Source organism: Streptomyces sp. PA03-6a, assembly GCF_033792765.1.
In the GTDB taxonomy this organism is placed as follows: Bacteria; Actinomycetota; Actinomycetes; order Streptomycetales; family Streptomycetaceae; genus Actinacidiphila.
Window position 1 is genome coordinate 1 of the sequence record NZ_JARAVK010000172.1, and the last position, 19,818, is coordinate 19,818.

Annotated in this window: 19 protein-coding genes; 14 read left to right on the forward strand and 5 right to left on the reverse strand. The window is 73.7% G+C overall.

The window, feature by feature from the left end:
• The 4 genes from PV350_RS32030 to PV350_RS32045 form a co-directional block, all read left to right on the forward strand.
• A partial coding sequence (locus PV350_RS32030; RefSeq protein ID WP_500337261.1) for a C40 family peptidase occupies positions 1 to 597 on the forward strand: 597 nt, incomplete at its 5' end.
• Positions 598 to 744: 147 nt separating this feature from the next.
• On the forward strand, positions 745 to 1,800 hold the full coding sequence (locus PV350_RS32035; RefSeq protein WP_500337262.1) for a C40 family peptidase: 1,056 nt from the start codon (positions 745 to 747) through the stop codon (positions 1,798 to 1,800).
• 31 nt (positions 1,801 to 1,831) lie between these two features.
• Positions 1,832 to 3,007 (forward strand): hypothetical protein, encoded by a 1,176-nt coding sequence (locus PV350_RS32040; RefSeq protein WP_499511414.1) that lies wholly within the window; start codon positions 1,832 to 1,834, stop codon positions 3,005 to 3,007.
• Positions 3,004 to 4,095: a M48 family metallopeptidase gene (locus PV350_RS32045; RefSeq protein WP_499511413.1), complete on the forward strand. Its 1,092-nt coding sequence runs from the start codon at positions 3,004 to 3,006 to the stop codon at positions 4,093 to 4,095. The genes PV350_RS32040 and PV350_RS32045 overlap by 4 nt, the downstream gene beginning before the upstream one ends.
• 249 nt (positions 4,096 to 4,344) lie before the next feature.
• On the opposite strand, the gene PV350_RS32050 is transcribed toward PV350_RS32045, so the two are convergent.
• Positions 4,345 to 4,869, reverse strand: coding sequence for a PadR family transcriptional regulator (locus tag PV350_RS32050; protein WP_499511412.1), 525 nt, complete (start codon positions 4,867 to 4,869; stop codon positions 4,345 to 4,347).
• Positions 4,870 to 4,975: 106 nt separating this feature from the next.
• On the opposite strand from PV350_RS32050, the gene PV350_RS32055 reads away from it, so the two are divergent.
• Entirely contained in the window at positions 4,976 to 6,376 is a 1,401-nt protein-coding gene (locus PV350_RS32055; protein WP_499511411.1) for an MATE family efflux transporter, read from the forward strand.
• Here PV350_RS32055 and PV350_RS32060 read toward each other — a convergent pair.
• On the reverse strand, positions 6,258 to 7,508 hold the full coding sequence (locus PV350_RS32060; protein ID WP_499511410.1) for a glycosyltransferase 87 family protein: 1,251 nt from the start codon (positions 7,506 to 7,508) through the stop codon (positions 6,258 to 6,260). The two genes, PV350_RS32055 and PV350_RS32060, sit on opposite strands and share 119 nt — an antisense overlap.
• A gap of 133 nt (positions 7,509 to 7,641) precedes the next feature.
• Between PV350_RS32060 and PV350_RS32065 the strand changes: the two genes are divergently transcribed.
• Together PV350_RS32065 and PV350_RS32070 are read left to right on the forward strand one after the other, a co-directional pair.
• Positions 7,642 to 8,772 (forward strand): glycosyltransferase family 4 protein, encoded by a 1,131-nt coding sequence (locus tag PV350_RS32065; protein ID WP_499511409.1) that lies wholly within the window; start codon positions 7,642 to 7,644, stop codon positions 8,770 to 8,772.
• 55 nt (positions 8,773 to 8,827) lie between these two features.
• Positions 8,828 to 10,447, forward strand: coding sequence for a GMC oxidoreductase (locus PV350_RS32070; protein WP_500337263.1), 1,620 nt, complete (start codon positions 8,828 to 8,830; stop codon positions 10,445 to 10,447).
• 76 nt (positions 10,448 to 10,523) lie between these two features.
• Here the strand turns inward: PV350_RS32070 and PV350_RS32075 are convergent, their stop codons facing one another.
• A complete protein-coding gene (locus PV350_RS32075) occupies positions 10,524 to 12,320 on the reverse strand; it encodes an AMP-dependent synthetase/ligase (protein ID WP_499511407.1) in 1,797 nt (598 codons plus the stop codon).
• A gap of 284 nt (positions 12,321 to 12,604) precedes the next feature.
• Between PV350_RS32075 and PV350_RS32080 the strand changes: the two genes are divergently transcribed.
• The 6 genes from PV350_RS32080 to PV350_RS32105 all read left to right on the forward strand — a co-directional run bounded on the left by PV350_RS32080 (position 12,605) and on the right by PV350_RS32105 (position 17,554).
• Positions 12,605 to 13,372 carry a metallophosphoesterase family protein gene (locus PV350_RS32080; protein WP_500337264.1) on the forward strand — a complete coding sequence of 256 codons (768 nt, stop codon included), beginning with the start codon at positions 12,605 to 12,607 and terminating at the stop codon, positions 13,370 to 13,372.
• 97 nt (positions 13,373 to 13,469) lie between these two features.
• Positions 13,470 to 13,913, forward strand: coding sequence for an SRPBCC family protein (locus PV350_RS32085; protein WP_499511405.1), 444 nt, complete (start codon positions 13,470 to 13,472; stop codon positions 13,911 to 13,913).
• Between the two features lies 1 nt (position 13,914).
• Positions 13,915 to 15,147, forward strand: coding sequence for an ArsA family ATPase (locus PV350_RS32090; RefSeq protein ID WP_500337265.1), 1,233 nt, complete (start codon positions 13,915 to 13,917; stop codon positions 15,145 to 15,147).
• 68 nt (positions 15,148 to 15,215) lie between these two features.
• The gene (locus tag PV350_RS32095) at positions 15,216 to 15,617 is read left to right on the forward strand and encodes a DUF5304 family protein (protein WP_499511403.1); all 402 of its coding nucleotides are present in this window, start codon (positions 15,216 to 15,218) and stop codon (positions 15,615 to 15,617) included.
• 104 nt (positions 15,618 to 15,721) lie between these two features.
• Positions 15,722 to 16,663, forward strand: coding sequence for an ROK family glucokinase (locus PV350_RS32100; RefSeq protein ID WP_499511402.1), 942 nt, complete (start codon positions 15,722 to 15,724; stop codon positions 16,661 to 16,663).
• A 126-nt stretch (positions 16,664 to 16,789) separates the two neighbouring features.
• Entirely contained in the window at positions 16,790 to 17,554 is a 765-nt protein-coding gene (locus PV350_RS32105; RefSeq protein ID WP_500337266.1) for an endonuclease/exonuclease/phosphatase family protein, read from the forward strand.
• 12 nt (positions 17,555 to 17,566) lie between these two features.
• Here PV350_RS32105 and PV350_RS32110 read toward each other — a convergent pair whose 3' ends face one another.
• Positions 17,567 to 18,139, reverse strand: a complete 573-nt coding sequence (locus PV350_RS32110) for a hypothetical protein (protein ID WP_499511400.1) — start codon at positions 18,137 to 18,139, stop codon at positions 17,567 to 17,569.
• Positions 18,132 to 18,917 carry an alpha/beta hydrolase gene (locus tag PV350_RS32115; protein ID WP_499511399.1) on the reverse strand — a complete coding sequence of 262 codons (786 nt, stop codon included), beginning with the start codon at positions 18,915 to 18,917 and terminating at the stop codon, positions 18,132 to 18,134. Before PV350_RS32115 ends, PV350_RS32110 begins: the two co-directional genes overlap by 8 nt.
• Before the next feature lie 130 nt (positions 18,918 to 19,047).
• Between PV350_RS32115 and PV350_RS32120 the strand changes: the two genes are divergently transcribed.
• Entirely contained in the window at positions 19,048 to 19,776 is a 729-nt protein-coding gene (locus PV350_RS32120; protein WP_500337267.1) for a lysophospholipid acyltransferase family protein, read from the forward strand.
• Positions 19,777 to 19,818 lie beyond the last annotated feature (42 nt).

Consider the following 19,818-nt stretch of genomic DNA (forward strand, 5'->3'; position numbering starts at 1 on the left):
CTCCAGCAGATCGCGGAGAAGAAGCGCACCCTCAACCAGCAGAAGGCGGAGGCCGCGAGCAAGCTCAACGAGCTCGACGAGACCCGCACCGAACTGGGCAAGAAGAAGAAGGAAGTCCAGGCGAAGCTCGCCGAGGCGCAGAAGCTCCTCAACTCGCTGACCGCCTCCCAGCGCGCTTCCCTCACCGCCGCGGAGAACCGGGCCAACCGCTCCAACGAGCGCGTCGACCTGGGCAACGTCCCGCCGGCCTCCTCGCTCGCCGCCGCCGCCCTCTCGGCCGCCCAGAGCAAGATCGGTTCGCCGTACGTCTACGGCGCCACCGGCCCGAGCTCCTTCGACTGCTCCGGCCTCACCTCCTGGGCCTACGCCCAGGCCGGCGCCTCGATACCGCGCACCTCCCAGTCCCAGGCCAACGCGGGCACGCGCCTGTCGATGAGCCAGCTCGCGCCCGGCGACCTCGTCATCTTCTACGGCGACCAGCACCACGTGGCCCTGTACGCGGGCAACGGCATGGTCCTGCACGCGCCGCGCACGGGCACGGTCGTGCGCTACGAGTCCATCAACAACATGCCGTTCCAGTTCGGCGTCCGGATCTGACCGGAAGCGCCGACGCCCGTTGAACCTATCGGGTGATCTCGTACGGTGACGGTCCGGCGGTGACCTGCGCAAGCGGAGTCCCGCCCGGCCGCCCGGCGGTACCCGGTCTTTGAACTCCCCGTGTCCGGCTGACTACTGTCAGCCGACGTGCCATCTCATCGACGCATCCCGCAGCCCGGCCGGGCCCCGCGTACCTCCAGGGCCACGGTCCTGACGGCGGCGGCCACGGCCGCCGCCGCGATGGCGGGCGCGGCCGGCACCGCGCAGACGGCCGCCGCCGACCCGGCGGACACCCCCGTCGATGTCGCGGCCCGCATCGACCACCTCTACACCCAGGCCGAACGGGCCACCGAGCAGTTCAACGCCGCCCGTGAGAACACCCAGCGGCTCCGGCGCGAGGTGGAGGTGCTCCAGGACCGGGCCGCGCGCGGCCAGGAGCGGGTCAACCGGCTCCGCGACGACCTCGGTACGTTCGCCGGGGCCCAGTACCGCGGCGGGGGAGTGGACCCCACCCTCGCCCTGCTGCTCTCCGCCGACCCCGCGACCTACCTCGACCGGGCCGCCACCCTCGACCGGATCAGCAGCCGTGGCGACGCGCGGCTGGGCGAACTCCGCTCCGCCCAGCGGTTCCTGGACCAGGAGCGCTCCCGGGCCACCGAACGCCTCGGCGAACTCGAGCGGGCCCGCACCAGCCTCACGGCCCGCAAGAAGGCCGTGCAGCGCAAGCTGATGGCGGCCGCCCGCCTGGTCAACTCCCTCTCCCCGGAGGACCGGGCCCGGCTCGCCCGCCGCCTGGAGGCCCGTGCCTCCCGTTCCGGCCGGATGGTCGACATCCCCGACCTCGGCCCCCTGTCCGTACGTGCCGCGACGGCCGTCGCCGCCGCGCGCTCGGCCGTCGGCGCCCCCTACGTGTGGGGTGCCACCGGCCCCGGCTCCTTCGACTGCTCCGGCCTGATGGTCTGGGCGTACCGCCAGGCCGGCGTGGGCCTGCCCCGCACCTCCCAGGCCCAGCTGAACGCCGGGCACCACGTGCCGCTCGGCCAGGCCCGCCCCGGCGACCTGGTCATCTACCGCGGCGACGCCAGTCACGTCGCCATGTACGTCGGCGACGGCCAGGTCATCCACGCCCCCTACCCCGGTGCCCGGGTCCGCTACGACCCCGTCGCCATGCTGCCGATCTCGGCGGTGACCCGGCCCACGTGACCGCCCCCGCCCAGACCGTACGATCGGCGGCGTGGCCCTCTTCCGCTCGCCGACCCGCGCCGTGGCCGCCGCGCTGTGCTGCGCGGCGGTGCTGCTCGCGGGCTGCGGACCCGCGGGCGACGGGACGGCGGAGCGCGGGGGGCCCGGGGACCCGGTCGTCCGGCAGCTGCTGGAACGGCGGGCCGACGCGGTCCTGGGGCACGACGAGAAGGCGTACCTGGCCGATGTGACGCCCGCCCGGCACGCCGCCGAGCGCCAGGTCTTCCGCAACCTGGAGGAGCTCCCGCTCGCCTCCTGGTCGTACCGGCTGGTCTCCACCGAGGGCGCGGACCCGGTGACCGTCCGCGTCCAGCTGCGCTACCGCCTGGGGGGCTACGACAGCACCCCGGTCACCACCGACGAGTCCCTGCTGCTGCGCGCGGACGGCACCGGACGCTGGCGGGTGGCCGGCGACGGCGACCCGGGCGGCCTGCTGTGGGAACAGGGCCCGCTGCACGTCGTCCGCGGCAGCCACAGCCTCGTCCTCGGCACCGGCGACCGAACCGAACTGGCCGGGTACGCCACCGACGCGGACCGGGCCGTCCCGCAGGTGCGGCGGGCCTGGGGCGGGCAGGGCTGGACCGGGCGGGTGGTGCTGGAAGTGCCGTCCTCGCTGCGGCGGATGGGACAGCTCCTGGACGCCCCGGCGCAGACGTACGCGGGCGTCGCGGCCGTCACCACCGGGGAGGTCGGCGGCAGCGGGACCGCGCCCGCCGGACGCGTCATCGTCAACCCCGAGGCCTTCGCGGGGCTGTCGGCCTTCGGCCGCCAGGTCGTGCTCACCCACGAGACCACCCACGTCGCCACGCGCGCCGCGACCACCTCCCGCACCCCGCTGTGGCTCTCCGAGGGCTTCGCCGACTGGGTCGCCTACCGGGACTCCGGTCGTACGGCGGCGAGCCTGGCACCCGAACTGCGCCGGGACGTCACGGCCTCGGGGCCGCCCGGGCACCTCCCCGCGGACGCCGACTTCGCGCCCGGCGCGCCCGCGCAGGCCCAGGCGTACGAGGGCGCCTGGCTGGCCTGCCGGCTCATCGCCGACACCTGGGGCGCCGACCGGCTGGTCGCGCTGTACCGTTCCGGTGCGGATCTGCGCGGCACGCTCGGCATCGACGAGGACACCCTCACCGAGCGCTGGCGGGCCTACGTCGAGGGGGAGTTGGGATGAGCGCCACGGACGGGGACTTCACGCCGGAGGAGACCGCGCGCGGCAGGGCGCTGCGCCGCGCGCAACTGCCCTTCCTGCTCGGCGGCCGCCTCGCCGGGCTCGCGCTGCTGGTCGTACTGGGGCTGACCCCCGCGGGCGCCGCCCTCACCGGGCTGTTCGGCGACGCCCGGGCCCTGCGCGTGGCGGCCGGCGGCCTGCTGCTGGTGCTGCTCCAGCAGGCGGTCACCCTGCCGTTCTCCGCCCGGGTCCGCGTCGTCCGGTGCCGCTACGGGCTCGTCACGCAGGGCTGGGGCGGCTGGGCCGTCGACGTCCTGCGCGGGCTGCTCGTCTCCGTACCGCTCGTGCTGGCCGCGCTGTACGGCTACTACGGCCTCGGCTGGGCCTGGGCCGCCCTGGGCGCCGTCTGCGCGGCCGTCGTGCTGTCCTGGCTCGCCCCGGTCGTGCTGGAACCGCTCTTCAACCGCTTCCGGCCGATGGAGGACGGGCCCCTGCGCGACGCGCTGCTGGCCCTGGCCGAGCGCGACGGGATCCCCGTGCGGGCGGTGCTCGTCGCCGACGCGTCCCGGCGGACGACCGCGCTCAACGCGTACGTCTCCGGCTTCGGTCGCACCCGGCGGATCGTCGCCTACGACACGCTGCTCGGCACGGCCCCGGCGGAGGAGGTCGAACTCGTCGTCGCCCACGAACTGGGCCACGTCAAGCACCGCGACGTGCCGCGCGGCACGCTGCTCGGCGCCGTCGGCGCCGGGGCGGGGGTCTGCGTGCTCTCCGCGGTCATGGCCGCCTCCTCGTACGGCACCGGTGACCCCCGCGGGCTGTTCCTGCTGGCCGCGGTGGCCGCGGTGCTGTCGGCGTGCGCCGGGCCGTTCGGCTGCGCCCTGAGCCGGCGGGTCGAACGGCGGGCGGACGTGCACGCGCTGGAACTCACCGGGGACGCCGAGCGGTTCATCGCCATGCAGCGCCGCCTCACCGTCACCAACGTCTCCGACCCCGACCCTCCGCGCCTGCTGCACGTCCTCTTCGGCACGCACCCCACCCCCGTCCAGCGCATCGCCGCCGCCCGCGCGTTCGCCTCCGCCACGGGGTAGCGCCCGGCACGGCGCAGGCGCTCCGCGCCGAACGCGCCACCCTCGCGCCCGGCGCGGTCTGTGCCCGGCAGGTGGGGTCCGGGCGAGCCTTCCGTGAGCCGTTCGCGGTCCGTGTGGGCCGTGGCGCGGGGCACGTCCTGGCGGCGGGGGCCGTCCGCCTCCTCGGCGCGCACCGGTGGCAAGGAGGGACGCCGCCGCAGCTCGTCGTACGGGCCGCGGGCACCGTGCGCGTCCGCGGGCGGCCCGGGATCAGGCGGTGAGGTCCGCGAGGGCCTCCGTGAGCCATTCGCGCTCCGCGTGGCCCGTGGCGCGGGCGACGCGGAGCATGCCCTGGCGGAAGGGGTCGTCCGCCTCCTCGGCGCGCACCGGCCTGCCGCGGTCGTAGAAGAAGCTGGAGGGGGTTTCCAGGAACTCCAGCCGGCGCCGCAGCACGGCCGCCTGGGCCGTCGCGTCGGGCAGGTGCCTCAGGAAGGCGAGCACGGCGAAGAAGCGGGTGGAGTCGGTGATCTCGATCGGCTTGGGGTCGCGGAGCCGGGCGAGCAGCCGCGCGCGCCCGGTGTCGGTGAGCGAGAGCACGCGGCGCGGTGCGGCGCCGACGCCCGGCTCGGTGTGCTCGCTGATCAGGCCTGCGGCGGTGAGCCGGTTGATGGCCGGGTAGAGCGCGCCGTCGCTGACCGGGCGGACGTGGCCGTTGAGTGCGGCGATGCGCTCCTTGAGCTCGTAGCCGTGCAGGGATTCCTTGAACAGGAAGCCCAGGATCGTCAGCTCCAGCACCGTTCGCCACCTTTCTCGATCATGCGTTCGCACTTGCCCGTGTGGTGCCATGATGATACCTCTAAACGTGGTATCTCGAATCGAGGTACCGGACGGGAGGGGACCCATGACGCACCGCGCCCGGCTGGTCGCACTGGCCGGCCCGGTCTACCTGGAACTGCTCGCGGGCGTCGTCGCCGGGATCGTCGACGTGCTGTGGGTGGCGCGGCTCGGCGGTGGGGGAGCGGCCGTCGCGGCCGTGGCGGTGGCGACGAACACCGAGAACGTGCTGCTCGGGGTGGTGCTGATGGCCGCGCAGGGGACGACGGTGCTGGTCTCGCGGGCCGCCGGGGCGCGGGACCCGGCGGCGGTCAGGGCGGCGGTCCGCGGTGGGTGGGCGCTGTGCGCGCTGCTGACCCCGGCCGTGGCCGTCGGCGGCTTCCTGTGCCGGGAGCCGCTGGCGGCGCTGCTGCTCGGTGCCCACGGCGACCCGGCGGCGGTCCGCCTCGCGGCCGGGTACTTCGCGGTCTCGCTCCCCGGCACCGCGGTGTTCTACGCCCAGAACACCCTGGACGGGGTCTTCAAGGGCGCCGGCGACACCCGCACCCCGATGCGGCTCGCCCTGCTGGCGGGCGGGCTGATCCTGCTCCTCGACCCGTTCCTGATCCACGCCCTCGGGGTGCGGGGCGCGGCCGTCGCCACCGTCGCGGGCCGGGCCGTGGCCCTCGCCGCGGGGCTGGCGCTGCTGCGCCGCAACCCCCTGGTGCGGCAGGCCGCGCAGGTGCCGCCCGCAGAACCGGTGGCGGCCGCGCTGCGCCGTACCGCCGTGACCGGGGCGCCGATGGCGGCGGACTTCCTGGTCCGGATGGCCGGCACGCTGACCCTGGTGGCGATCGTGGCCCGGCTGGGCGTCACCCAGGTCGCGGCGTACGGGATCGCGACCAAGGCGATGTACGTGGCGACGATGGGCTTCTACGCCGTGCGCCAGGCGGCCTCGATCCACACCGCGTACCACCTGGGCGCCGGCCGCGACGAGCGGTACGCGATCGGCCGCCGGGCCCTGCTGCTCGGCGGCGGGCTCGGACTCCTCGCGGCGGTCGTGCTGCTGCCCGCCGCGCCGTGGGTCATGGCCGCCTTCGGCGCGGAGCCCGGCGTGGCGGCGGCCGGTACGGTCTTCCTGCGCACCCTGGGCCCGTACCTGGTGCTGCTGGGGTGCCTCATCGCGCTGGGCGGTGTCTTCCAGGGCGGCGGCGGGGCCTCCCTGCTGGTCCGGGTGACCCTGGTGGGCACGGCGGTGCAGCTGCCGCTGGCCTACGCGCTGGCGGGCCCGGCCGGGCTGGGGCTCGTGGGCGTCGGCGTGGCGCTGGCCGTCGCGGCGGGCTTGCAGTGCCTGGCCGTGACGGCGGCCTTCACCAGGTCAGCAGCTTCTCGGCGTCCTGGCCGTGCTCGGGCACAGACGTGGCCTGCGCCCTGCGCGCCCTCTCCGGCAGGCCCGCCGAGGCCACCCACAGCCGGCGGCAGGCGATGACGGAGGCGGCGACCAGCAGTCCGTTGCGGAGCAGCAGCAGGGCGATGCCGAGGTCGGTGCTGCCGACGACGTCGGCGAAGCGCACGGGGAACTCGTACAGGGTGAGCACCGTCGCCGCCAGCACCAGCACCGCGGGCAGCGCCATCACGCTGGCCCGCAGCGTGAGGCAGACGGCCGCCAGGCCGATCAGCCAGATCATGTACTGGGGGCTGATCACCCGGCTGGTCGTGGTGAACAGCAGCACCGCGGTGAACGCGGCGTCGAAGGGCGTGCTCGGGCCGTACGTCCGGGTCCGCAGCCGCCACAGCAGCAGCCAGGCGAAGGCCACCGCGGTCAGCCCGAGGGCGAGGTCGCTGACCAGGCCCACGTAGGGCCCGAGGAACTCCACCGAGCCGTAGTTGAGCAGGACCTGCCCCTGCCAGCCGTGGTGCCGGGCGATGTGGAAGACCAGGGAGCCCAGGGACTCCACCTCGGTGCCCCGCTCGCCCTGGAAGCGCAGGAAGGCGAAGGCACCCGGCATCCACAGCCAGAAGCCCAGGGCGAGGACGCCCGCCCCGGCCACGGCCGCCGTCCAGATCCGGCGGTCGCGGACCCCGGTGAGCAGCAGCACCGGCCAGACCTTGAGCATCGCGCCGAACGCGATCAGCGCGCCCGCGACCCTGGGGCGGCGCACCGTGGCCAGCAGCGCGGCCACGGCGACGGCGGTGACCATCACGTCGTAGCGCGCGTACGCGGTCGGCCCGAGCAGCGGCACGCCCAGCACCCACACGTAGGCGCCGGCCACCCGCCGTCCCTCGCCGCGCGAACCGCGCAGCAGCAGCGCGAAGGCGACGAGGTCGGCGGCGCAGGCGAGCCAGAAGAACGCGGTCGCGTAGTCGAGGAACGGCAGCATCGCGGGGGCGAGCACCGCGAGCGCGGCGGCGGGCGGGTACTGCCAGGTGACGTCGTGGTGGGGGAAGGTGCCGGTCCGCAGGACCTCGTACCAGCCGTGGTAGATCACCGAGACGTCGGTGGTCACGTCCAGCGGGGACAGGGTGAGCACCTTGAAGACGTAGAGCAGCAGCACGACCCGGGTGGCCGCCCAGGCGAGGACCGGCCCGACCGGGAGCCGCTTGCCGCTGTCGCCTGCCATGTCCACCTCGTCGAATCGGTTCTGCTGTGATGATGCACGATGCCGGTCTCACCCGTGGACAGGCTGTGGAGCTTAGACGCGCGGGGGACCGCGGTCGGTTGCCGCGGACCGCACCGGATACCCTCGGCGACGTATGGACAAGACCTTGATCGTCACCAACGACTTCCCGCCACGCCCCGGTGGCATCCAGGCGTTCGTGCACAGCATGGCGCTGCGCCTCGATCCCGGCCGGGTGGTGGTGTACGCGTCGACCTGGCGGGACGGCTCCGAGGTCGCCGCGTTCGACGCCGAGCAGCCCTTCCCGGTCGTACGTGATCGTACGACGATGTTGCTGCCGACCCCGAGGGTGACCCGGCGCGCCGCCGCGCTCCTGCGCGAGCACGGCTGCACCTCGGTGTGGTTCGGGGCGGCGGCCCCGCTCGGGCTGATGGCGCCCGCGCTGCGGAAGGCCGGGGCCCGCCGGCTGGTGGCGACGACCCACGGGCACGAGGCGGGGTGGGCGCAGTTGCCCGCCAGCCGCGGGCTGCTGCGGCGGATCGGCGAGGGCACCGACACGATCACCTACCTGGGCGAGTACACCCGGTCCCGGATCGCCCGGGCGCTGACGCCGGAGGCCGCCGGGCGCATGGTGCAACTGCCGCCGGGCGTGGACGAGAAGACCTTCCACCCGGCCTCCGGCGGCGAGGCGGTGCGCGCCCGGCTGGGGCTCACCGACCGGCCGGTGGTCGTCTGCGTCTCCCGCCTGGTGCCGCGCAAGGGCCAGGACACCCTCATCGAGGCGATGCCGCTGATCCTGGCCGCCCAGCCCGACGCCGTCCTGCTCGTCGTGGGCGGCGGCCCGTACGCGGAGGACCTGAAGCGGCTCGCCGAGCGGACCGGGGTGGCGGAGTCCGTGCGGTTCACCGGGGCCGTGCCCTGGCAGGAGCTGCCCGCGCACTTCGGCGCGGGTGACGTCTTCGCCATGCCGTGCCGCACGCGCCGCGGCGGGCTGGACGTCGAGGGGCTCGGCATCGTCTACCTGGAGGCCTCGGCCACCGGCCTGCCGGTCGTCGCGGGCGACTCCGGCGGGGCGCCGGACGCGGTGCTGGACGGCGAGACCGGCTGGGTGGTGCGCGGCGGGGAGCCCGCGGAGGCCGCCGAGCGGATCCTGGCTCTGCTGGGCGACGCGGAACTGCGGCGCCGGATGGGCGAGCGCGGACGCAAGTGGGTCGAGGACGCCTGGCGGTGGGATCTGCTCGCGGAGCGACTCAAGGCCGTCTTGTAAAAGACCATGAGCGCGCGGTATGGGCGGAATCCGCCGTTCCGCCCATGATGCGCCCATGACAGCAAACCTGACGCGCCGTCAGATTCTGGGCATGGCCGCCCTGCAGACGGCATCCGTGATGGGTCTCACCCGCATCGGGCTCTCCCCGGCCGCCGCGGCGGACCGGCAGCCCGCCGGCTACGCACCGGCGGTCGTCGTCGGCTCCGGCTACGGAGGGGCGGTCGCGGCGTTACGCCTGGCCGAGGCGGGCGTGAGCACCCTCGTACTGGAGATGGGGCGGGCGTGGGACACGCCGGCCTCCGACGGCAAGGTCTTCTGCAACACCGCCTCGCCGGACCGGCGCTCCATGTGGTTCCGCACCCGCACCGCGGCGCCCCTGGCCACCTTCCTCTGGCTCGACGTGGTCAACAAGGACATCACCCCGTACCCCGGCGTCCTGGACCGCGTCGACCACCCCGGCATGTCCGTCTACGTCGGCCGCGGCGTCGGCGGCGGCTCCCTCGTCAACGGCGGCATGGCCGTCACACCGGACCGCGCCTACTTCCGGGAGGTCCTCCCGCAGGTCGACCCGGACGCCATGTACGGCACGTGGTTCCCCCTGGCCAACCGCATGCTCGGCGTCAACACCGTCGCGCCCGACTGGTTCGAGGGCACCGAGTGGTACCAGTTCACCCGCGTCTCCCGCGCCCAGGCCGCCCGGGCCGGGCTCGCCACCACCTTCGTGCCCAACGTCTACGACTTCGGCCACATGCAGCGCGAGGCCGCGGGCACCGCCACCAAGTCGGCCCTGGCCCAGGAGGTCATCTACGGCAACAACTTCGGCAAGCGCAGCCTCGACCGGACCTACCTCGCCGCCGCGCTCGGCACCGGCAACGTCACCATCGAGACGCTCAGCCACGTGAAGGCGGTCCGCCGCAACCCCGACGGCACCTACGTGCTCACGGTGGCGCAGACCGACCTCACCGGCGCCGTCGTCGCCACCCGCGAGGTCGGCTGCCGCGCCCTGTTCCTCGCCGCGGGCAGTCTCGGCACCACCGAACTGCTGCTGCGCGCCCGGGAGACGGGCGCCCTGCCCGACCTCAGCCCGGCCGTCGGCAAGGGCTGGGCGGGCAACGGCAACATCATGCTCGGCCGCGCCAACCACCTGTGGAACCCCACCGGCGCCCACCAGTCGACCATCCCCGTGATGGGCATCAACGACTGGAACAACGCCGCCAACCCGGTCTTCGCCGAGATCGCCCCGCTCCCCATCGGCCTGGAGACGTGGATCAGCCTCTACCTCGCGATCACCAAGAACCCCGAGCGGGGCACCTTCGTCTACGACCCGGCCACCGACGCGGCCGTGCTGAACTGGACCCGCTCCCAGAACCAGCCCTCGGTCGCCGCCGCGAAGACCCTCTTCGACCGCGTCAACCGGGCCAACGCCACCATCTACCGCTACGACCTGTTCGGCGGCAACCGGGTCTTCGCCGACGACTTCTGCTACCACCCGCTCGGCGGCTGCGTCCTCGGCAGCGCCACCGACGCCTACGGCCGCGCGAACGGCTACGACGGTCTGTACGTCGTCGACGGCTCGCTCGTCCCCGGCTCCATCGGGGTCAACCCGTTCGTCACCATCACCGCCCTGGCCGAGCGCACCATGGCCAGGGTCCTGGCCCAGGACGGCATCACCTAGGAACGCCGGTGGCCGCCGTACGCCCGAGGCGTACGGCGGCCACCGGCGACGTGGGTGAGGGCCCGTCAGCGCGGGCTCACCTGCCGTAGATCGCGGCGATCTCGTCCGCGAAGTCCCGCAGCACCACGTTGCGCTTCAGCTTCAGCGAGGGCGTCACGTGACCGGACTCCTCGGTGAACTGCGTCGCCAGGACACGGAACTTCTTGACCGCCTCCGCCTTGGACACCGCGGCGTTGCCGTCGTCGATCGCCGACTGCACCTCGGCCAGCAGCTCCGCGTCCTCGCGCAGCTCCGCGACGGTGCGGCCGGACTTGCCGTGCTGCTGGGCCCAGCGGGGCAGGAACTCCTCGTCCAGGGTGACCAGCGCGCCGATGAAGGGCATGCCGTCGCCGACCACCATGCACTCGGCGACCAGCGCGTGGGCGCGGATGCGGTCCTCGATCACGGCCGGGGCGACGTTCTTGCCGCCCGCGGTGACGATGATCTCCTTCTTGCGGCCGGTGATGGTGATGTAGCCGTCCTCGTCCAGCGTCCCGACGTCGCCGGTGTGGAACCAGCCGTCGGTGACGGCCTCGGCGGTGGCCGCCTCGTTGTTCCAGTAGCCCGCGAACAGGTGCTCGCCGTGGAGCAGGACCTCGCCGTCGTCGGCGATGCGGACCGTGGAGCCCGGCAGCGGCTGGCCGACGGTGCCGATCTTGGTGCGGTCCCAGGGGTTGAAGGCGGTGGCCGCACAGGACTCGGTCAGGCCGTAGCCCTCCAGCACCGTGAAGCCGATGCCGCGGTAGAAGTGGCCCAGCCGCTCGCCCAGCGGGGCCCCGCCGGAGATCGAGTACTCGGCGCGGCCGCCGAGCACGGCGCGCAGCTTGCTGTAGACCAGCCGGTCGAAGACCTTGTGCTTGAACTTCAGGCCGAGCGAGGGACCGCCGGCCGAGTCCAGCGCGCGGCTGTACTCGATCGCCACGTCGGTGGCCTTGTCGAAGACCTTCCCCTTGCCGCCGGCCTGCGCCTGGGCGCGCGCGGAGTTGTAGACCTTCTCGAAGACCCTCGGCACGCCCAGCAGCAGCGTCGGGCGGAAGGCGGCCAGTTCGCCGGTGAGGTTCTTGGTGTCGCTGACGTGCCCGAGCTTGATCGGCGCCATGATGGCGGCGACCTCGACCAGCCGGCCGAAGACGTGCGCGAGCGGCAGGAAGAGCAGGATCGAGGAGTCCCCGGTGCGGAAGAGCGGCTTCAGTCGCTCCACGACGTTGCCGCACTCGGCGAAGAACGCGCGGTGCGTGAGCACGCAGCCCTTGGGGCGCCCGGTGGTGCCGGAGGTGTACACGATGGTGGCCGGGGAGTCGGCCTTGGCCCAGGCGCTGCGCTCGTCCACGGTCGCCTCGGCGACGTCCGTGCCGGCCGCGCCGAGGGTCTCCACCGCACCCGCCTCGATCCGCCACACGTGCTTCAGCTGCGGCAGGCGGTCGCGCACCGACTCCACGGACTTCTCGTGGGCCTCGGTCTCCACCACGGCCGCGACGGCGCCGGAGTCGCCGAGGATCCACTCGATCTGCTCGGCGGAGGAGGTCTCGTAGACCGGGACGGTGACCGCGCCCGCGCTCCAGATGGCGAAGTCGAACAGCGTCCACTCGTAGCGGGTGCGGGAGATCAGGGCCACCCGGTCGCCGGGCTGCACGCCCGAGGCGATCAGGCCCTTGGCGGCGGCGCGTACCTCGGCGAGGAAGGCGGTCGAGGTGACGTCGGCCCAGTCACCGGCCGCGGTCCTCCGGGCGATGACGGCAACGTCCGGGTGCTGAGCGGCGTTGCGGCGGATGAGATCCGTCAGATTGCCGTCCGCGGGGACCTCGTAGAGAGCCGGAAGGCTGAACTCGCGCAAAACTGCTGCTCCTCATCGGCGCCGGCGGCGGTGCTGGCTGCGTCCACTGCATGGTTGAGCGTGGAACGGACGGCCTGGACGTTACCCACCGGTAAAGCTTCAGCGGTAGGGGGTGCCGTGTAGATGTTTTGTGTGTCACATCGTCGTCACACGCCGCAGGCCCGCCGCGAAACCGTGCGGATCCACTGGTCGGAAGCCTAGTCGAGGCCCCCGGTGACCCGCAGGTAACCGCAGCCCCGGTGTGCCCTCCCCAACCCCGCCCGGCGCGTCCTACAGTGATCGTCATGCGGGTCCATGTCGTCAGTGACGTCCACGGCGCCTCCGAGGCCCTCGCCGAGGCCGGTGAGGGCGCCGACGCGCTGATCTGCCTCGGCGACCTGATCCTCTTCCTCGACTACGCCGACCACTCGCGGGGCATCTTCCCCGACCTCTTCGGGGCCGAGAACGCCTCCCGCATGGTCGGGCTGCGCACCGCCCTGCGCTGGGACGAGGCCCGCGCCCTCGACCGCGAACTGTGGGCGGGGCTCGGCACCGACCGGCGCACCGCCATCGAGGCCGCCGTGCGCCGCCAGTACGCCGAGCTGTTCGCCGCGTTCCCCACCCCGACGTACGCCACCTACGGCAACGTCGACATCCCCGCGCTCTGGCCGGAGTACGCCCGGTCCGGCACCACGGTGCTCGACGGCACCACCACCGAGATCGGCGGCCTGGTCTTCGGCTTCGTCGGCGGCGGGCTGCGCACCCCTTACCGCACCCCGTACGAGATCGACGACGAGACGTACGCCGCCAAGGTGGCCGCCCTCGGCGAGGTCGACGTGCTGTGCTCGCACATCCCGCCCGCCGTCCCCGAGCTCTGCTACGACACCGTCGCCCGGCGCCTCGAACGCGGCAGCGAGGCACTGCTCGACGCGATCCGCCGGGTGCGCCCCCGCTACGCGCTCTTCGGCCACGTCCACCAGCCGCTCGTGCCGCGGATGCGCCTGGGCAGGACCGAATGCGTCAACGTCGGCCACTTCAACTCCACCCGGACGCCCTGGGCACTGCAATGGTGACCGCCCCGGCGGTCTCCGGCCGCCCGACCAGGCGGTAGCCTTCACCAGCAGACATACAACAGCAGGTACGACGCGACGTCCCGGAGGGGCCACGGCGATGGCGGAACACACCAGGTCGAGCATCACCATCGACGCGGCCCCGGCCGATGTGATGGGCGTCATCGCGGACTTCGCCCGGTACCCGGAGTGGACCGGCGAGGTGAAGGAGGCCGAGATCCTCTCCGCCGGCGGCGACGGCCGTGCCGAGCAGGTCAGGCTCCTCCTGGACGCGGGCGCCATCAAGGACGACCACACCCTCGCCTACACCTGGGTCGGCGACCACGAGGTCCGCTGGACCCTGGTCAAGTCCCAGATGCTGCGCACCCTGGACGGCGCCTACATCCTGGCCCCGCTGGAGGACGGCAAGCGCACCGAGGTCACCTACCAGCTGACCGTCGACGTCAAGATCCCCATGCTCGGCATGATCAAGCGCAAGGCCGAGAAGGTCATCATCGACCGTGCTCTCGCCGGCCTGAAGAAGCGCGTCGAGTCCCAGGGCTGACGTGCGCACGCTCCTGGTCACCGGCACGGGCGGCGCCGGGCGTACGACGGTCGCCGCCGCCACGGCCGTGGCCGCGAGCACGCCCGGGCGGCGTGTGCTGCTGCTCTCCACCGACCGCGACGCCTCCCTCGACGGGGTCCTGGGCCCGGTGCCGCCCCCGGCCGGGGACGGCCGCGGTCCGCAGCAGGACGGGACGGCGCCCCTGCCCATCGCACCGGTCGGGTCCGTACCGGGTCTGTGGGCCGCGCGCGTCGACGCGGCCGCCGCCTTCCGGGCCGACGCCGGAGCCGTCCAGCAACGCCTGGGCTCCCTGCTCGACCTGCTCGGCGCGGCCCCGCTGGACCCCGAGGAACTGACCGAACTCCCCGGCGCCGACGCCTTCGCGCTGCTGCGCGCCCTGCGGGACACCGCCGGCGGCTGGGACCTGGTGGTCGTCGACCTCCCGCCGGTCCACGACGCCCTCGCCGCACTCGCGCTGCCCGCGCAACTGCGCCGCTACATCGCACGGCTGGTCCCCCGGGAACGGCAGGCCGCCCGCGCCCTGCGCCCCGTCCTCGCCCAGCTCGCCGGTGTGCCCGCGCCCGGAGCCTGGGCCTACGAGGCCGCCGCCCGCGCCGACCGGGAACTGGCCGGCGCCCAGGCCGTGATCGAGGACGCCGCCACGACCGTACGGCTCGTGGTGGCCGCCGGCACGCACGCCGCCGACGCCGTGCGCCGGGCCCGCACCGGACTGGCCCTGTACGGCCACCGCCTGGAGGCCGTGGTCGCCAACCGGATGCTGCCCGCCGAGTCCCCGGACCCCTGGCTGACCGAACTGGCCGCCCACCGGCGCAAGGAAGTGCGCGCCCTGCGCGCGGAACTCGCCGGCACGCCCACCGCCCTCCACGAAATGCCCCACCTCGGCCGGGAACCACACGGCGCCGAGGACCTCGCCCGGCTCGCCGCGCAGCCGCCCGCCGACGCGCCCGAGGGCCCCGCGGCGCCGCCGTGGACCACCGAGGACCGGCTCGCCGCCGAGGGCCACTTCCTCTGGCGGCTGCCGCTGCCGGGCGCGACACGCGACACCGTCGACCTCGTACGCCGCGGCGACGAACTCGTCGTCGACGCCGAGGGATACCGCCGCATCCTCCCGCTGCCCTCCGCGCTGCGCCGCTGCACCGTGGCCGGTGCGGCGCTCCGCGACGGTGCGCTGCAGGTCCGGTTCGCCCCGGATCCCGGTCTTTGGCCCCGCTGAGCGCTGAAAGCGCCGCCCTCGTTCGGGTACCGTCGTGGGTACCAAGCCCGGAGCCTTACGGAGCCACCATGAGCGAATCCACGGACCGCGCGGGCCGCCCCGACACCGATTCCGACGCCTGGGCCAAGGCGAGCGCGGAGGACACCGCCGCGGAGAACGCCCGCCGACGGCAGCAGAGCGGACAGACCCCCGGCAGTGCCGGCGAGGAGCTGCGGCGTCTCGCGGAAGCGGTCACCGACCGCTTGTCGATGCTCCGCAGCCCCGCCGCCGAGATGGCGGCGCAGGGACTGATCTCGCAGGTCAAGCAGGCGGTGGAGCCGATCGTCGAGCGCAACCCCGAGGTCTTCGACCACCTCGCCGCCGCGGGCGCCGAACTCCTGGCCGCCTACCGCGCGGTGGTGAGCGGACAGGAACGACGCTGGACCTCCGGCGGGGACACGCCGCCCAGCGAACGCATCGACCTGGACTGAACGGCGCGACGCGGACCCGGGACGAGCATCGGGCCCGAACAGGGCGCGGGTCGCCCTCCGGTACGGTGGGACGCAGCGGGGCTCGACCGAATACTGAGGGATACATGGGACTCACCATCGGCGTCGACATCGGCGGCACGAAGATCGCGGCCGGCGTGGTCGACGAGGAAGGCTCGATTCTCGAAATCGTCAAGGTGCCGACCCCGCAGACCTCCGAGGGCGTCGTCGACGCCATCGCGAGCGCGGTGCACGACGTCAGTGTCGGCCACACGGTCGAGGCCGTCGGCATCGGTGCCGCCGGCTACGTCGACGACAAGCGCGCCACCGTGCTCTTCGCGCCCAACATCCGCTGGCGCCACGAGCCGCTGAAGGACAAGGTCGAGCAGCGCGTCGGCCTGCCCGTGGTCGTCGAGAACGACGCCAACGCCGCCGCCTGGGGCGAGTACCGCTTCGGTGCCGGCGCGGGCCACGACGACGTCATCTGCATCACCCTCGGCACCGGGCTCGGCGGCGGCATCATCATCGGCAACAAGCTGCGCCGCGGCCGCTTCGGCGTGGCCGGCGAGTTCGGGCACATCCGCATGGTGCCGGACGGTCTGCTGTGCGGCTGCGGCAGCCAGGGCTGCTGGGAGCAGTACGCCTCCGGCCGGGCACTGGTGCGCTACGCCAAGCAGCGGGCCGTCGCCCAGCCGGAGAACGCCACCCTGCTGCTGTCGCTCGGCGACGGCACGCCCGAGGGCATCCAGGGCCAGCACATCAGCCGGGCCGCACGTGAGGGCGACAAGGTCGCGATCGACTCCTTCCGCGAGCTGGCCCGCTGGGCCGGCGCCGGGCTCGCCGACCTGGCCTCGCTCTTCGACCCCTCCGCCTTCATCGTCGGCGGCGGTGTCTCCGACGAGGGCGAACTCGTCCTCGAGCCCATCCGCAAGTCCTTCCGCCGCTGGCTGGTCGGCGGCCAGTACCGGCCGCACGCCCAGGTACTCGCCGCCCAGCTCGGCGGCAAGGCCGGCCTCGTCGGCGCGGCCGACCTCGCCCGCCAGGGCTAGTCCCGGCGGTCACCCGCCCGGCACCGGTGCCCCCGTCACTCCCGCTACAGGAGTGACGGGGGCACCCGGCTTCCCGGCCGGGCACGCGCCGCCCCCGCGTGACTGCGCCGCCGCTACAGTGAGCCCGTGAGCGAGGGCCCGCTGCCGGAGCTGCCGGCGTCCCGTACCGAGCCGGACGGCTCCGCCGTCGTCCGCGTGCTGAGCTACAACATCCGCTCCATGCGGGACGACACCGCCGCCCTCGCCCGGGTGATCCGCGCCTGCGACCCCGACCTCGCGCTGATCCAGGAGGCACCCCGCTTCTTCCGCTGGCGCAAGGCCGTCGCCCGCCTCGCCCGCGCCTGCGGCCTGGTCGCCGTCACCGGCGGGGCCACCGCCACCGGCCCCCTCGTGCTGTCGTCCCTGCGGGTGCACGTGGAACGCGCCGAGGACGTCCTGCTGCCCCGTACACCCGGCCTGCACCGGCGCGGCTTCGCCACCGCCGTCGTGCGCGTCGGCGGCGCCCGCCTGTCCGTCGTCAGCTGCCACCTCTCGCTGCAGGCCCGCGAGCGCTACGACCAGGGCGGCATGCTGCTGGACCGGCTCGCCGCCATGGGCGAGCCGTACGCGGTGGTCGGCGGCGACCTCAACGACCGCCCCCACGGCCACACCTTCCGCCGGCTCGCCGACGACCTCCAGGACGCCTGGATGGCCCGGCCCTGGGGCGGCGAGTACACCTCCACCCCGTACGACCCGCACCAGCGGATCGACGCGATCTTCACGACCCCCGGCATCGAGGTCCTCGGCTGCGGGGTCCCGCACGGCCTGCCCGGCATCACCCCGTACGACCTGAGGGCGGCCACGGACCACCTCCCGGTCCTGGCCGCCCTCAAGGTGCCCGCGTCCGCCTGACGGCGGCGCCGGTCAGACCACGGCGCCGCCGCCCGGCAGGTCGTCGTCCTCGTCGCCGCCCGGACGCATGCGCGTCACCAGGGTGGCGAAGCCGCCGAGGAAGCCGCCGACGCCGACGGTGAGCGCCCACCACGGCATCGGCTCCTGGAAGAGCACGAAGCCGAAGATCAGCAGCGGGCCGCCCACGGCGGCCAGCCACGCGAACTTCGTCGTCACGTCCGCCTCCGGCAGCGGCGGCGGCTCCGGCGGCTCGTAGTGCCCCTCGTCCGCGTCCTCGTCGAGTGCGTAGTCACGGGGACCGGACAGCACGGGGTGGATGACGATACGCGTCGCGTCCGGCGCCGCGGGCAGCGCGGACGGGTCCGCCGTGCCCTCGCTCCCGTCACGCTCGCCGTCGGCCCCGCCCTCGCCGTCCCGCTCCGCCGCCGGGACGTCCTCGGCCTCGGGCCAGGAACCCGTCCCGGGCTCGGGGTCCTTCTCGTACGCCGCGACGATCTCGGCCCACGCCGACTCCTCGTCCAGCGGCGCGCGCTCCGGCTCGCCGCCCTCCGGCACCTGGCGACGCTCCTCCTCGGGCTCAGCCACTGGCCGCGTCCTCCTTCTCCGCCCGCTCTCCCGCACCCGACAGCCGCTCGACGAACGCGTACGACTCCTCGAAGACCGTCTCCGCGTCGTGGTCCAGCGTCGCGACGTGGTAACTGCGCTCCAGCACCGTCTCCGTGACGTCCGTCGACGACACCCGGCTCAGCACGACCGCCGAGTTCGACGGGTGCACCACGTGGTCGACCCGGCTGTGCAGCAGCAGGAGCGGCTGCGTCACCTGCGGCAGCTCATGGCGTACCAGCGTCCAGAAACGGCTCAGCGAGTGCACCGCCCGCAGCGGGGTGCGGTCGTAGCCGACCTCCTGCGAGCCCTCCTTCGCGATGTCGCTCGCGATGCCCGGCACGGTGGGGACGAAGTGGCGCAAGAGGGGGACGACCTTCAGCTGATGGCTGTCGGCCTTGACCGAGGGGTTGACCAGGGCGATGCCACTGACCGCGGCGCCGTGCTGCGCGGCCAGCCGCAGGGTCAGGGCCCCGCCCATCGACATTCCGAAGACAAACACGCGGTCACAGCGCTCGGACAGCGCGCGGAATTCCCGGTCCACCTCCGCGTACCAGTCCTCCCAGCCGGTCAGCTGCATGTCCTGCCAGCGCGTGCCGTGCCCCGGCAGCAGCGGTACGGACACGGTCAGGCCCCGCTCGGCCAGGTACTCGGCCCACGGCCGCATGGACTGCGGTGTGCCGGTGAATCCGTGGCACAACAGGACGCCGACCTTGCCGCCGTCGTGGCGGTAGGGCTCGGCTCCGGGCATCAGCGGCACCGTGCGTCTCCTGTTCGGTGGAATGCGCGAAAAGCGATACCTCACAGTACGCGGACGGCCGACACCGGGGGAGAGCACCGGCGGATCTGGCGTTAAGGTCTTCCCGTCAGACACAGGAGGTCATCGGTTGTTGTACGGCGTGATGAAGATCGCCATCGGGCATCCCCTGCGGGCCGCGTTCCGGCCGTGGGTGGAGGGGATGGAGCACATCCCCAAGCAGGGAGCGGCGATCCTGGCGAGCAACCACCTGTCCTTCTCGGACTCCTTCTTCCTGCCGGCCGTGCTCGACCGCAAGGTCACCTTCATCGCCAAGGCCGAGTACTTCACCACGCCCGGCATCAAGGGCAAGCTCACCGCCGCCTTCTTCAAGGGCGTCGGCCAGCTCCCCGTGGACCGCTCCGGCGCGCGCGGCGCCGGCGAGGCCGCGATCAACAGCGGGATAAAGGTCATCGAGGCCGGCGAGCTCTTCGGCATCTACCCCGAGGGCACCCGCTCGCCCGACGGCCGCCTCTACCGCGGCAAGCCCGGCGGCCTGGCCCGCATCGCGCTCGCCACCGGCGCGCCCGTGATCCCGGTCGCCATGATCGACACGGAGAAGATCCAGCCGCCCGGCCAGGTCATGCCCAAGCTGATGCGCCCCGGCATCCGGATCGGCAAGCCGCTGGACTTCAGCCGCTACATGGGCATGGAGCACGACCGCTTCATCCTGCGCTCGGTCACCGACGAGGTGATGTACGAGATCATGAAGCTCTCCGGCCAGGAGTACGTGGACATCTACGCGACCGCCGCCAAGCGGCAGATCGCCGAGGCGGCGAAGAAGCAGCAGCAACAGCAACAGCAACAGCACGGCGAGTCCTAGCCGGACGCGCCCGGGGGGAACGGGGGGGGGACGGCCCATGGC

Bases quoted from the DNA above. Each gene is read 5' to 3' on its own strand.
- PV350_RS32045 (WP_499511413.1), top strand. From the start codon at position 3,004: ATGAGCGCCACGGACGGGGACTTCACGCCGGAGGAGACCGCGCGCGGC.
- PV350_RS32055 (WP_499511411.1), top strand. From the start codon at position 4,976: ATGACGCACCGCGCCCGGCTGGTCGCACTGGCCGGCCCGGTCTACCTG.
- PV350_RS32060 (WP_499511410.1), bottom strand. From the start codon at position 7,508: ATGGCAGGCGACAGCGGCAAGCGGCTCCCGGTCGGGCCGGTCCTCGCC.
- PV350_RS32065 (WP_499511409.1), top strand. From the start codon at position 7,642: ATGGACAAGACCTTGATCGTCACCAACGACTTCCCGCCACGCCCCGGT.
- PV350_RS32070 (WP_500337263.1), top strand. From the start codon at position 8,828: ATGACAGCAAACCTGACGCGCCGTCAGATTCTGGGCATGGCCGCCCTG.
- PV350_RS32080 (WP_500337264.1), top strand. From the start codon at position 12,605: ATGCGGGTCCATGTCGTCAGTGACGTCCACGGCGCCTCCGAGGCCCTC.
- PV350_RS32085 (WP_499511405.1), top strand. From the start codon at position 13,470: ATGGCGGAACACACCAGGTCGAGCATCACCATCGACGCGGCCCCGGCC.
- PV350_RS32095 (WP_499511403.1), top strand. From the start codon at position 15,216: ATGAGCGAATCCACGGACCGCGCGGGCCGCCCCGACACCGATTCCGAC.
- PV350_RS32100 (WP_499511402.1), top strand. From the start codon at position 15,722: ATGGGACTCACCATCGGCGTCGACATCGGCGGCACGAAGATCGCGGCC.